A 13339-nucleotide genomic window follows, 5' to 3' on the forward strand; every position below is an offset into this window, starting at 1 on the left:
CCTTTTAGAATGTTACACTAAGACCCAGGTTAATAATGCGCTGCGGCGGATAAGCCACACGGTCGGTCGCGGAGCTGATCTCCGGATCGAACTCGTAACGCTTGTTCACTTTGGACCATGTAATCAGGTTGTTGCCATTCGCGTACGTGCGCACATCGGATAAACCGATCCTTTTCACCCATCTGTCGGGCAACCCATAACTCAGCTCAATATTCCGGAGGCGGATAAAGTCGCCACGCACAAACCAGAAAGTAGAAGGATAACTGTTCGGTGCATTCACACCCGGATCGAGCGTCAGCAACGGGTAGCGGGCATTGTCGCCCAGTTCAGGCGTCCATGAGTAACGGTGCAGGTCTTGCAGGTTGGACGAAAACGCCGGATAGATTCGGACACACCGCGTACATTGAAGTTCGCCGACCCCCGGAACAATACCATGAACGAAAGGCTCTTGTAATTCAGGCCCAGTTGAAAACCGTAAGTGGTATTGGGCAGGTTCGGATACTCGGTATAAGATTTATCAAATTCGTTGATAATACCATCGCCGTTCAGGTCTGCGTATTTCAGGTCACCGGGACGAGCAGCCACCGGGGGTTTGGGACTGGCGTCGATATCGGCTTTATCCTGGTAAAACCCGATCCATTTATAAGTAGAGATCTGGCCGATGCTATGTCCTGTTTGTTGCAGCCAGGGATACAGCGCAGCCGGTTCGTCCATTTCCAGGATTTTGTTTTTCGCAAAAGAATAAATACCTCTTACGTTAAAGGAAAAGTCTTTGGTAAAATTACCGCGGCCCACCAGTTCCAGCTCATACCCTTTGTTGCTCACGATACCAAAGTTGGTTGGTGGGAGGCTCTGGCCAAAAATGGCAGAAATGCCGCCCCTGTTGGTGATAATATCATAACGGCGGTTATTGAAGTAATCCCCGGTAAAGGTGATTTTTCCTTTCAGGAATTCCAGTTCCAGGCCGATATCTGCTTTTCTTTCTTTTTCCCAGCTGATATCGAAGTTAGGCAGCGTACCTTCCACCACGCCGGTATAACCATTGTGCTGGTAACCGAAGGATGTCTGCCCGCCAGCGCCGTTACCAGAGCTGTACACCTGGCGGTAATAGTAGCTGAAGTTACCGATACGGTCGTTACCAACCACACCATAAGAACCACGGATCTTCATGTGCGAAACGACTTTCTTTAACGGTTCAAAGAAAGCCTCCTCAGACACGTTCCAGCCACCGGACACCGCCGGGAAGAAACCGTAACGTTTGCCTTCCACGAACAGGTCGGAACCGTTGTACGCTGAGTTGAACTGGACCAGGTATTTGTCTTTATAATCATACCCCACTCTTGCTGTTAAGCCGCGGAAGTTGTTGGGTACGTAGTTGTAATCCGCATTATTGTTCTGCGCGATATTGGTGCTCTGGTTAAACAACGCCATACCATATACGTGGTGCTTTTCACCAAATGTGCGGTCGTATTCCAGGAAGCCCTGCAGGTTTAATTTACGCGTGGTATTACCGGCACTGTAGTTCACGAAGAAACGGCGGATACGGTAAATATTCGGATCGCGCGAGGTATAAGTTGCTGTAGCCGGATCATACATGAATGACGGGAACTGGTCGCGGTTTACGTTGCGGGAGTTGGTCTGGGAAGAAGCGTAAGACAAGGTACCTCTCAACTGCAGGCCCTTCGTAATGAAATCCAGTTTCTGCGTAGCGCTCGTCACCAGGTTCATGTTATTCTCGAAGTCGCGGTTGTAACCGTAATAACTCATCCTGCCCACTACGTTGTTCACGTTATAACTGCTACCCTGCTCCAGCTGCCATTTGCTGTAGCCAAAGGAGCCATCCGGGTTGTAGATATTGTAGGCGAAAGGCGACAAGGTGCGGAAGCTGGAATAATCGTAAAACAGGTCGTTATAACTGAACGGACTGCCCACCTGCGGACGGTTGATCTGTCCCACGTTACCAAACAGGTCGAAACGTGCGGTCAGCGTGTTCGTTACCGGATGTCCAGGTTAGAACGATAGTTATAACGTTTGTGATAGAAGTTATTATCTACCGGTTCGCCGGCGGTGTAGTGTTTCAGCATACCGTCCTGGAACAGGTAACCGAGCGACACGAAGTATTTTACTTTTTCGGTACCGCCGCTTACATCGAGGTTGCTGCGGAGTTGCTTGGAGAAATCTTTGAACAGTACTTCTTTCCAGTTCACATCCGGGTGACCGATCGGATCATCGCCGGTGCGCCAGTGTTCGAGGTCTTCGTCGGTAAAGCGCGGCGCAAGACCATCATTTTTCCGGGCGAGGTTGTACAGTTTGGCGGTTTCGTAAGCGCCCAGGTATTTCGGGATACGGGTAGGCTGTGACAGCGAACCTTCGTTACGGAATACAATTTTAGGCGGACCGATCTTACCCCTGCGGGTGGTTACCACCATTACACCGTTCGCACCTTTAACACCATATACCGCGGTGGTAGAGGCATCTTTCAGTACAGTCACGGACTCTACTTCGTTCGGATCGAGACGCGCAAACTGCTCGTACGAGAACTCGATATCATCCACCATGATGAGTGGCGTGTTCACACCGTTGTACGAGCTCTGGCCACGGATATAGAAATCCGCGCCATCTGCCCCTGGACGACCGGAACGTTGCTGCGAGTAGAAGCCGGGGAGTTTACCGGTGAGTGAGTTTTGCATACTGGCCGAAGGGTTCTGACGGATCTCGTCGCCGCTGATTACGCTGGCAGCGCCGGTTACCGTCAGTTTGCGTTGTTTGCCGTAACCCAGTACTACCACTTCTCCCAATGCCTTGGGATCGGCTTCAATGGTGAGGTTCATAACGCCACCGGTTACGGTTACTTCTTTAGTGAGATACCCTACACCTTTTAACACCAGCGTATTACTGGTACCGCGAAGGGTCACTTTGAACTGCCCGTCCACATCGGTGATGGCGCCATTGGTAGGCACACCTTTTTCGATAACGGTGAGGCCGATCACCGGACCGTCTTTATCTTTTACCACGCCAGACACCTGCTGTTGAGCCATGGCGGCGCCTGCGCCCAGCAGCAAGATGGTAAGGAGGTATAAAAATCTTTTCATATCGTAAGCTTTTGTATAATCAGTTTTAAATAACAGCGTAGACACTACCAGCCCTCGTTCTGAATCAGTGCGAGGTTTCTCGCGGTTTCATCATAGGGAATAGGCAGATGATATAACCTGTCGCTGAACCGCAATGTATTAGCGACAAATTTTTCATACGTGAAAGTACCGTTGGCCTGTTTGGTGATTTTCATACCGTACACGGGTCCATTCAACACCTGGCCGGCTAATTTCCAGCGGCGCAGATCCCAGAAACGATGCTCCTCAAAAGCCAGTTCGATGCGGCGTTCGTTGCGGATCAGCTCACGCACATAGTCCTGCGTGGCAGCGCCCGCGGCCCTGATACCGAAACGGTTATTGGCACCCGCAGCAATACCTGCCCTGCGGCGCACTGTAATCACTTCTGCCACTGCATCTTCTGTACGGCCTAACTCGTTCAAAGCTTCGGCGTTGGCGAGCAGCACCTCCGCATAACGGAACAGTGCGAAGTTGTGGCTCTGGTTCGTATAAGTGGTGTTGTTGGTAAAGTCGGCCATGAACTTGCGTGCATAGTAACCCGTACGGGTTTGCACCGCGATGCCGCCGGGTTTGTCCCTGCCGCCTTCGAAGGTTTCGATAATACGGCTCAGCCAACGCTGGCCATTATAAAAGATAGTCAGGTTTAAACGGGGATCCCGGTTAGCATAAGGATTGGCTGCTGAGTAACCGGAACCGGCTTCTGTGATCGCCAGGCCGTTGTTCATCGGGAACGCATCCACCAAATCCTGCGTAGGGCTGGTCCAACCGTTGCTCGCAGTCGGTGCGGCGTATCCCATTGGTGCATTATTCGTTTCAATCTGGGTATTATTGCCGGATTGTTTCGCGAAAATCACATCCTTATTTTTCTTCGTCGTAAACGTTTGCTGGAACGTAACGCCGGTGAGCGTATAGTAGTTCAGCGCCTTCAGCTCCGCCACGGCGTCCACAACTTTCTGCCAGCGGGTAGCGTCGTAAGAAGGGTAGCCGGTCAGCGCTTTTCTTTCGGGAGATGTTTCCAGTCCGCCACCATTAAAGAGCGGGCTGGCGCCATACAGGTAAGCACGTACTTTTAGTGCAAGCGCGGCGCCTTTGGCGGCACGGCCCCATTCGTTGTCCGGGTAAGCTGCAGCATCTGTTTCCAGTCGCATGCTGTCTTTAATCGCATCACATTCGGATACGATATAGTTCAACGTTTGCTCAAAAGTATTACGCGGGATCTGCAGGTTGTCGGATGGCCTGAACAGTGTATCACCGATCAGCGGTACGCCGCCGTAGCGTTTCAGCAGTTCAAAGTAAAACAGCGCGCGAAGAAAGCGGGCTTCCGATTTCCAGTATTTGATCACTTCCGCTTTACCCGGTACCCGGTCAATGTTGCGGAGGAAAATATTCGCACGGCGGATGCCTGCATAACTTGCGCCCCAATATGGATCAGGATTGTTATTCAGGCTCACCCTGCCGTTGGTATAGTTTTCAATCGCTGCGTTCGGGCGCGATGGAATGGCATCGCCGGAAGCGGCATCCAGATAGTCGCCGGTACCGTTGGTGGCGCCAATGCGGTTAAAGCCGCTGGGAACGTACGAATATACGTCGTTCAGCACCCAGGCGGCGATGGTAGCGTTTTTATCGCCCGCGTCCCACACCAGGTCGTCCAGATCCAGTCGCGTGGCTCTGTTTCCACGGGCTTACAGGATGTCCAGGTTGTCAGCATGCCTAACACAAAGAGGCAAATCTTAGCATTGCTGTTCATATTATAAATGTCTTTTTGTGTGTTGATGTAATTACAGTTTGATATTGATACCCATGTTCATCATCTTCTGCACCGGGTAGGCGCTGTACAATGCTTCGGGATCAAGATCGCCCAGGTTGGAGAAGGTGAGCAGGTTCATACCACCCACGAAAATTCTCGCGGAACTTAACTTGATGCGGTTCATTACGGAAGCCGGGATCGAATAACCGATTTCCAGGTTCTTCAGGCGCAGGTAATCGCCACGACGCATCCAGTAAGAAGAAGCTACTTTGTTATTTACGTTGGTGCCAACGCTCAAACGCGGATAAGTAGCCGTAGCGGCCGTTTCGGGCGTCCAGCGGCCCAGGTGCTGTTTAAACGCGTTACCGGGCAACGATCCGCTTGCGGAATAGAACTCGTAGTAGAAGTTATTGTTGTTCAGGTTGTAATCCCTGTTCGCCACGCCCTGCAGCAAAGCGGAGAAGTCAAATCCCTTCCAGTTGGCGCCCAGGCTGAAGCCATAAGTGATCACCGGTTTCTGCACACCGATCGGTGCAATGTCAAACAGGTCTATCACACCATCACCATTGATATCTTTATACTTGATATCACCAGCCTGCGCAACATATCCCTGTACGGTCGGCGAAGATTTTGCTTCGGCATCCGACTGGAACAGCCCATCTGCAATGTAACCGAAGGGCTGACCGATCATGCGGCCGGTACGCTCCATCCAGGGATAAGGGCGAAACTCTTCATCATTGAACTGCATCACGGTATTTAACATACCGCCATTCATGCGGATGTAGTAAGAAAAGTCTTTGATCTTGTCTGACCAGGCCAGGCTGATGTCCGCACCGCTGTAACGGTAACGGCCGATGTTTTCTTCGGGATAAGTATTACCGAGCATGCTGGGGTTTTTACCTTTCACCATCAGCAGGTCGTAAAACTTATTATCATATACTTCGCCGGTGAAACCGAGCCGGTTGTTAAACAGGCTACCCTGTATACCTACGTTGAACTTCTTCGCTTTTTCATACGTGATGTTCACGTTGGCCAGCGGCTGCTCCACCATGGATAACACGCTACCTGCGCTGGTACCGAAGAAAACGTTCGGACCATCGAAGTAACGCTGGATGTAGGAGAAGTAACCGGGGCTGTCCCAACCTGTTCTGCCGTAAGAAGCATACAGTTTCAAAGCGGACACGAAGTTCACTTCATCCATGAACTTTTCGCGGTCGAGGTTCCAGGCCAGACCTACAGCCGGCATGGTGCCTATTTTGTAACTACCGTTCGGAGGATAGCGGTTGGAGCCGCTGATACCGAGGGTACCTTCCAGTACATATTTCTGTTTGTAGTTGTACGCCACGCGCGCCGCACCGCCAATGTAAGTGAGCGGCAGGTCGCTGTCCACTGTACGGGTGTCGTTGTTCACGAGTACCAGCACGTCAACACCATGCTTATCGCGGAACACCCGGTTGTAGCCGAGTGAACCTTCTGTGTACACGGAGCGGGTAGTGAGTGAAATGCTGGGACTATTACCCATCGCCGTAAACGTACCATATTGCTGGTAAGAAGTATCACCGGTGGGTGAAATATTCATGCGGTACGATAACTGGCTTTTCTGACGGGTAATCCACTGGTTTACGGCGGAATAATAGCCCACCTTACCCCGGATCCAGAGGCCCGGGGTAATTTCATCGAGCGTACGTTTGAGGTACATGTCCGCCACGATATCGCGTTTGTAAAGATTGCGGTAACCGCTGCCGGCGGTGTACATCCATAAGTTGTTCGGGTATTGATTGGTGCCGCCGAACGTACCGTTCGGGTTCAGTACCGGGTACGCGTTCTGCGGGGTGTTCATTACACCGCTTACGATCTGCGGACTCGTAATACCAGGTTCGTTTACCATCCAGATCCTGCCCAACAGGTTAATGCCGGTGGTTATTTTAGACGTAACGTTGATGTCTACATTGGAGCGGATCACATACGTTTTAGATTCTGTATTGGTGCTATAGGTGTTACTGTCCAGCGTTTTCATGATGCCCGTGAGATTCAGGTGCTCGAGCGCCACGAAGTAGCGCGCATACTTATTACCGCCGCGAATATTCAGGGTGTAACGGTCGAAGCGGGAGTTTTTACGCAGCACCGCATCGCGCCAGTTTACGTCCGGGTGCGTGTAGGGACTGGAATGATCTTTATACTTCTGCAGATCATCAGCCGTATACACCGGTGCCAGACCATCGTTGATGCGCGCTTCGTTGTACAAACGCGAGTAGTCGTACGCGTTAAGCGGCTCGGCCTGACCCAGCGGCTGCTGGATACCCGTTTGCGCGGTGAACGAAATCGCCTGCCTGGCAGGTGTACCTTTACGGGTTGTCACGAGCAGCGCACCGTTGGAACCACGCACACCCAGCATCGAAGTGGCCAGCGCGTCTTTCAGCAGGGTTACTGACTCAATTTCTTCCAGGTCGAAAGAAGTAATGTCGCGCACCACACCATCCACCAGTACCAATGGCGAACGGCCGCGCACTGGAACGATACCTCATCGTAACCAGGCTGACCCGATGACTGATTGGTTTGCAGTCCGGCAAACTGTCCTACCAAAGCATTTTTAAGAGAAGTCACATTCATACGGGCGATATCGTCCGTATACACTGCCTGCGTGGAAGCGGCGGTGAGGTGTGGTTGCGCGGCAACGCCGTACAGGAGCCGCACCGGTTTGGTACGTTGCAGCGCCGGGTTACGGCTGCTGATCACAAAACGAAGCGATGCTTCGTCGCCCAGCACAAAAGTGGAGAGCAGCGCTTTGCCGAAGCTAACATCAACGGCATCGCCCTTTGCTCCATTCAGTTTAAAATTACCAGCTTCGTCTGATTGGGCTACGTAGCCGGAGCGTCGCACTTTGAGTGTGGCAAAGGCGACCGGCGCGTCCTTGTCATCGGTCAGAACGCCTCCGTAAAATTTAAGCGAGTCTTCCCGGACAGACAGCACAACGCGGTCAGCGCCTGCAACGGCGCGTTCCGCTGCAAATGCCCCGGCATAACAGCGATGCCCATCGCTGATATGAGGAAGAATCGGTAAGGAACAGTTTTTTGTAAAAACAGCTTCATAGTGGCACGTGGTATTATTAAATGATGGATTTTTGTTGGTACTGCCGGGCATACCGCTCCCTAATCCCCAAACACAAGTCTGATGACAATACTCCCAGGCAAGGAATTCAGTTTTTTTATGTTCTTAAATACTCAATGAGGCAGCGCACGGAGATCGTTCATAACGTGACTTTATTACCCGGAACAACTAACAACTGGCTGTTCTCCCCATTTTTTTTGCTTGGATTTTTTCCTGTTTTAATGTTTACATGTTGGTTTCCGGCCCGAGGTGGGCACGGACCTTCCGTTACTTTACATCTTGCAATCGATTTACGTTATGCGTTTACTATCCGATGTTTCCCAGTTATAGTTGATGATCCATTTTTAGTCTGATGATCAGTAAGTTTTAGTGAAATTTATGATGTTCTATTGCAATCGATTTGATACTTGTTCGTGGAATGCCGCTTTGCATTGCTTAGCGGCAGATTTTGGTTGTAAAAAGGACACTTATTCTTCCCTTTCTATGCGTTCAAGATACGCATTTTTTAACATAACGTTGACGTTTTTCAACCGAATGCAAAAATTTTATAAGATTCTTATCTTGAGTCACTTGCTTAATCGATAAAGTACGTCCATGCGGGATTACAGCGTAAAAAATGGTAAGTTTAAGCACTGAAATTATGATCAGATTTACCACCACCATTCAACAAGCTGAGCAGCAGGGACACCAGACGGGCTGGACCTTCGTGATCATCCCCGCGGAGCTCGCGCTCAAGCTCCAGTCGGGCAAACAATCATTTAAAGTACGCGGCCTGCTGGACGAATATGCCATTAAAGCCGTTTCGCTGTTGCCGGTAGGTGGCGGCGACTTTATGATGCCCCTGAATGCCGGAATGCGAAAGGGCATCGGTAAACGAAAAGGCGCCAAACTGACCCTTCAGCTGGAAGTAGACGACCGGTGCCGCCGGTTACCTGCCCCGAGTTGATGGACTGCACGGATGACGACCCTGAGGCGCTGGCATTTTTTAACTCCCTTACCCGTTCCCACCGGGAGTATTTTATAAAATGGATAGAAAGCGCCAAAACCGAGCAAACCCGCTCGAAGCGGATCGCGCAAACGGTCACCGGCCTGTCCCGGAAGTTTGATTACGGCGCCACGATCCGGTATTTCCGGGACCGGAAAGACGAGTTGGGGTATTAGGGAAAGGGCAGGCAAAGGGCAGTTAAAGGGCAGGCAAAGGGCCTGGGTGGCTTTCAGCAAGCTTTTCAGACGCTTTTTTCCGGAGATGCCTGCTTTTACTATGGTTTCGGGGAGGTGCATTTGAGGGATGCTTACTGTTTTCAGGTTGGACCTGCTTACGATCCTAAGCCCGCCTTACTGGCGGTAGCTGAAACCTTACTGTTTCAGGCAGACACCTTACCGGACGGTAGCCGAAACCCTTCTGTTTCAGGCTGGTTCATCTTAGGACCGTAAGACGATCCTAAGACCATCCTTACTGAATAGTAACTAAAACCTTGCTGTTTCAGAGAGGATCAGTTACATTTTAGTTACAGTTAGTTACAATCGTCTTAGGATCCTCTTAGGATAGTGCTGCCGTTTACCACCAACAGATGGGTTTGCCAATTACCACCTTCTATTGACGATCCTTCCCCCATCCTTCGGTCATCCTTCGGTGTTGTTCGGTCGGGACGCGGCTTTGACATACTTTAACCGAAGGATCACCGGGGATCATCGAAGGATTATAGAGGTTTTACCATTTTCACCCTCACTTTGAAGCGCTTTCACCACAATTTTGGACTGCTTTCACCACCACCTGCCTGTTTGGATGATGCCCGTTGGCTACTTTTGAATAGTGATACTGCCGCTGAAGGGAGTGACCTTTAGGTTTGTGAAAAGAAACAAAAGAGAAGATATTATTACTATTACTACTATAACTTTTTCTTTTTGGTTCTTTTTTCTTTTTGTGAATTAACACGCAGATTGTGGATAACTGTAAGGTCAACCGGACTACGGCAGGCACTTTTAGAGTGACAAGGGTAAAACCCAGGTTGTGTTTTAATCCTGCCGTAGCCTGGTTTGAACAAAACCCAAATAGAAAATAAACGTAGAGCTTATTAAAGGTCTAGGGAAAGTTCAAACTGGTTGATCTCACTGGCTTTATTCATGGATCTTCGCGGGTCCCCAAAAGAAACAAAACCAATGAGTGTAAAATTCGTTCATTTTGCCGGAATAGATGTATCCAAGAGCAAAATAGATATCTGTGTGCTGCTGTCAGGTGATGTAAAGTACCCCTACAGCAACTGCTTTGAACAAAGCAATAAAGGATTTGCTGACATGAAAAAGTGGCTTCGCAGTCTGATGGGCAACGCTATCAAAAAGTTATTGATCTGTATTGAGAATACAGGGCATTATAATGAGGCCGTTGTTCATTACCTGGACAGCCAGCAAATAGCCGTGAGTCTGGAAAATGCCGCTAATATCAAAAGGAGCATCCGCGATATCCGTAAGAAAAGCGATCCCAAAGATGCATTAGACATCGCTCGTTATGCTAAGCATCATAGTGATGAGTTGCAGCTATGGAAAAAACCCATATCAGTAATCACCACACTTAAGCAACTACTGGCACAGCGTCGGAGATTACTGAGTGTATTAAAGGCCCTCAAACAGCCATTGGAAGAGAAAGCCTTCTATGACTGGAGTGGCGTTCCTAAAACCACAGCATACACAGCGGGCATACAGGGCCTTGAACTCGATCTTAAACGAATCAATGAGGACATCGCCCAACTGGTTAAGGAGGACGCCCAAATGCGCCGTCAGGTCAGCTTGATCACCAGCGTTCCTTCTGTAGGGCCTATCACCGCTTATCACCTCATCTGCTACACCGATGGATTTAAGCAAGTGAAATCGGGCAAACAGCTAGGTAGTTATTGTGCGTTGTTCCATTTGAACGACGAAGCGGCAGCAGCGTGCGAAAGCCTGCCAGGGTCAGTCATTTAGCTAATAGAGTGCTTAAAAGCCTCCTGCACATGTGTGCCCTGACAGCCACCAAAATGAAAAACAGCTTTGGGGATTATTTTCGGAGAAAAATAGCCGAAGGAAAACACAAGATGCTTGTTATAAACGCTTTAAGAAACAAAATCGTCCTAACTATAACAGCCGTTGTACAAAAACAGACGAGGTTCGATAAAAATTATATCTACCAAAATTTGCAAAAACCATAGAAAACACAACGGCGGCTGAGGAGAGAGATTCGGCTGGCTCCCCAATAATCCCCCTGCTTTGTCCGTTTTAATGGCAGAATATTGCCTAAATTAGAGCAGGGCAATTACCATATAAAAGCAAAGCAATGAAAAGGATTTTAGCACTCGTATTATTGATCGTTCCCCTACTGGCCGGCGCACAAGCGAAACTCAGCCCGCAGATCATTGAAGATTTTTCACAGAAAGCGGCTGCGCGTTACCTGTTGCCCAACGACTCCTGTTTGGGTTTATTACCGAACAGATGAGCCGTAGCGGTGCGGGCGGACTGGAAATTGATAAAACGATGACCGAGCTGCAGAAAGACCCGACGGCGCTGGACGCTACGCTGAAGTTCCTGTACCAGTACAGCAACGGCAACCGCCAGACCCTCATCGCCAACCTGCGTGCGATGGACATTCAATCTAATTATGTATTTCCGATCGCTACGTATACAGTAAATAAGAACAAAGACCAGCTGAAAGCACTGCTGGACGAAAAGCCTGGTGTTACTTTTACACTGCCGCGTCGTGTGAGCGCACCGGTGGTAGCCGCAGCGCCAACAACAGCAACGCCCGCCGCTACCGGCGCTACTGAAACTGCCACGACCACGGCTCCATCCACAGGGGAAACACCTGCCGCTGCGTTAACACCCGCTACCCCGGCAGCCGGCGACGGCATCAACTGGGAAGTACGCGACCTGTTTAAGCTAAGCACGCCTAAACAACTGGTCGATATGTACGGCAAGGAAAATGTGGCCGTACGCAACGCAACGGATTTTGCAGGCAACGATCTGGGTAAAGCGTATTATGTGTTCCCGGACACCGATAACGAACTCGAAATACTCTTCGCCGGCGATACCGGTAAAATCGTTTCTTTTACCCGCGAGAACTCTCAATGGAAATCGCCGTTCGGTATTAAAGTGGGCGATCCGATTGAGAAACTGGTAAAAATGAACGGCCGCGATTTCCGGTTCAATGCATTTGAATGGGATAACGGTGGCGTAGTAGAAAACTGGCAGGGTGGGCAACTGGACAAAAAAGGGGTGTACATTTTGCTGAAGGCCGTTCGTTCCGGCGACTCCAAATTGTACGACCAGGTGATTGGCGACAAAACATTATCGAGCGGAAACAGTACGGTAAAAAAGATTGGTGTGGTAGTGGAGAAGGTGATGTTCCGCACCGGTGGTATTTAACTTTCAAACTGTTTATATAGAAGAAGGCGGCTGCGTTTGCAGTCGCCTTTTTTATGTTGAACGACAAGCAACCCAATTCCCGCATCCCGCCGTATACAATCCAGATACTCAACCTCAAACTATCTGGACATGCAAAAATTGCTGCAAAAATTGATCGCCGTAATGGCGCCGGGACTGCTATGTGTATCCTGTTCGAAAAACGAAGCACCGCCGAAAGACACCGCGAACGTAATGGTGAAAACCACGGCCACGTTAGGTAAAGTGCTGGCCGATTCGAAAGGAATGACGCTGTATTATTTTACACGCGATACGTCCGACAACTCGGTATGTACCGGCGGGTGCGCCGCCACCTGGCCGCCGTTTTACGTGGAAAACCTGAAAGCGGATACATCGCTCGTAGCCGCCGACTTCGCCACCATCACACGTACGGATGGCGCGAAGCAAACCACCTACAAAGGATGGCCATTGTATTATTACAAAGACGACGCCACCAGCACCGATGTAAAAGGGGAAAACGTCAACCAGGTCTGGTTCGTCGCCAAATCGGATTATTCCATTGCCCTGATGAACAACCAGCTAACCGGGCACAATGGCAAACAGTACACCAGTGCGTACGTAGAGGGGCAGGAAGTGGTACAATACTTTACAGATGCGTATGGCCGCACCCTGTACAGTTTTAAAAACGACCGTTCGAAGAAAAACAATTTCACGAAAGAAGACTTCTCAAATAATGCCGTATGGCCGATTTATGAGACAGGGACGTTGAAGAGTTTACCGTCTACACTTACTGCAAGTGACTTTGCAATTATCGATGTGTTTGGAAAGAAGCAACTCACCTATAAAGGCTGGCCGCTATATTACTTTGGCCAGGATGCGCAGGTGAAGGGTAAAAACAAGGGCATCAGTTTTCCGACGCCCGGGGTATGGCCGATTGTGAATCAGAACTCGGCGGTTGCGCCCGCACAGTAGTATTAAAAGGGGA

General features: G+C 50.0%; 11 protein-coding genes and 1 pseudogene. 6 read left to right on the plus strand and 6 right to left on the minus strand.

The genetic code is table 11. The features are described 5' to 3' along the window. Positions 1-4: 4 nt before the first annotated feature. The 6 genes from MKQ70_RS22005 to MKQ70_RS22025 form a co-directional block, all read right to left on the minus strand. A complete protein-coding gene (locus MKQ70_RS22005) occupies positions 5-301 on the minus strand; it encodes a hypothetical protein (protein WP_248074407.1) in 297 nt (98 codons plus the stop codon). Continuing rightward, positions 295-1956, minus strand: a complete 1662-nt coding sequence (locus tag MKQ70_RS39215; protein ID WP_308199124.1) for a SusC/RagA family TonB-linked outer membrane protein — start codon at positions 1954-1956, stop codon at positions 295-297. The genes MKQ70_RS22005 and MKQ70_RS39215 overlap by 7 nt, the downstream gene beginning before the upstream one ends. A 38-nt stretch (positions 1957-1994) precedes the next feature. Continuing rightward, positions 1995-3092, minus strand: coding sequence for a SusC/RagA family TonB-linked outer membrane protein (locus tag MKQ70_RS39220; protein ID WP_282456662.1), 1098 nt, complete (start codon positions 3090-3092; stop codon positions 1995-1997). Between the two features lie 44 nt (positions 3093-3136). Beyond that, entirely contained in the window at positions 3137-4750 is a 1614-nt protein-coding gene (locus MKQ70_RS22015; protein ID WP_248074408.1) for a RagB/SusD family nutrient uptake outer membrane protein, read from the minus strand. A gap of 138 nt (positions 4751-4888) precedes the next feature. Then, positions 4889-7366, minus strand: a complete 2478-nt coding sequence (locus MKQ70_RS22020) for a SusC/RagA family TonB-linked outer membrane protein (protein WP_248074409.1) — start codon at positions 7364-7366, stop codon at positions 4889-4891. Beyond that, positions 7282-7998, minus strand: coding sequence for a hypothetical protein (locus MKQ70_RS22025; protein ID WP_248074410.1), 717 nt, complete (start codon positions 7996-7998; stop codon positions 7282-7284). The genes MKQ70_RS22020 and MKQ70_RS22025 overlap by 85 nt, the downstream gene beginning before the upstream one ends. A 607-nt stretch (positions 7999-8605) precedes the next feature. Here MKQ70_RS22025 and MKQ70_RS22030 point away from each other — a divergent pair. The 6 genes and pseudogenes from MKQ70_RS22030 to MKQ70_RS22055 all read left to right on the plus strand — a co-directional run bounded on the left by MKQ70_RS22030 (position 8606) and on the right by MKQ70_RS22055 (position 13326). Further along, on the plus strand, positions 8606-8911 hold the full coding sequence (locus MKQ70_RS22030) for a DUF1905 domain-containing protein (protein WP_248074411.1): 306 nt from the start codon (positions 8606-8608) through the stop codon (positions 8909-8911). Then, positions 8911-9126 carry a YdeI/OmpD-associated family protein gene (locus MKQ70_RS22035; RefSeq protein WP_248074412.1) on the plus strand — a complete coding sequence of 72 codons (216 nt, stop codon included), beginning with the start codon at positions 8911-8913 and terminating at the stop codon, positions 9124-9126. The genes MKQ70_RS22030 and MKQ70_RS22035 overlap by 1 nt, the downstream gene beginning before the upstream one ends. A gap of 999 nt (positions 9127-10125) precedes the next feature. Continuing rightward, positions 10126-11147: pseudogene (locus MKQ70_RS22040) on the plus strand (IS110 family RNA-guided transposase). Between the two features lie 125 nt (positions 11148-11272). Next, positions 11273-11431: a hypothetical protein gene (locus MKQ70_RS22045; protein WP_248074414.1), complete on the plus strand. Its 159-nt coding sequence runs from the start codon at positions 11273-11275 to the stop codon at positions 11429-11431. Further along, the gene (locus MKQ70_RS22050; RefSeq protein ID WP_248074415.1) at positions 11428-12357 is read left to right on the plus strand and encodes a hypothetical protein; all 930 of its coding nucleotides are present in this window, start codon (positions 11428-11430) and stop codon (positions 12355-12357) included. The genes MKQ70_RS22045 and MKQ70_RS22050 overlap by 4 nt, the downstream gene beginning before the upstream one ends. Before the next feature lie 129 nt (positions 12358-12486). Next, entirely contained in the window at positions 12487-13326 is an 840-nt protein-coding gene (locus tag MKQ70_RS22055) for a hypothetical protein (protein ID WP_248074416.1), read from the plus strand. Positions 13327-13339: the final 13 nt, after the last annotated feature.

Origin of the sequence: Chitinophaga sedimenti (assembly GCF_023156195.1) — a bacterium.
Lineage (GTDB): Bacteria > Bacteroidota > Bacteroidia > Chitinophagales > Chitinophagaceae > Chitinophaga > Chitinophaga sedimenti.

What these genes read in the sequence shown, in the direction of transcription:
- MKQ70_RS22055 (WP_248074416.1), top strand. Translation starts at nt 12,487, where the DNA reads ATGCAAAAATTGCTGCAAAAATTGATCGCCGTAATGGCGCCGGGACTG.
- MKQ70_RS22025 (WP_248074410.1), bottom strand. Translation starts at nt 7,998, where the DNA reads ATGCCCGGCAGTACCAACAAAAATCCATCATTTAATAATACCACGTGC.
- MKQ70_RS22045 (WP_248074414.1), top strand. Translation starts at nt 11,273, where the DNA reads ATGAAAAGGATTTTAGCACTCGTATTATTGATCGTTCCCCTACTGGCC.
- MKQ70_RS22035 (WP_248074412.1), top strand. Translation starts at nt 8,911, where the DNA reads ATGGACTGCACGGATGACGACCCTGAGGCGCTGGCATTTTTTAACTCC.
- MKQ70_RS39220 (WP_282456662.1), bottom strand. Translation starts at nt 3,092, where the DNA reads ATGAAAAGATTTTTATACCTCCTTACCATCTTGCTGCTGGGCGCAGGC.
- MKQ70_RS22050 (WP_248074415.1), top strand. Translation starts at nt 11,428, where the DNA reads ATGAGCCGTAGCGGTGCGGGCGGACTGGAAATTGATAAAACGATGACC.
- MKQ70_RS22030 (WP_248074411.1), top strand. Translation starts at nt 8,606, where the DNA reads ATGATCAGATTTACCACCACCATTCAACAAGCTGAGCAGCAGGGACAC.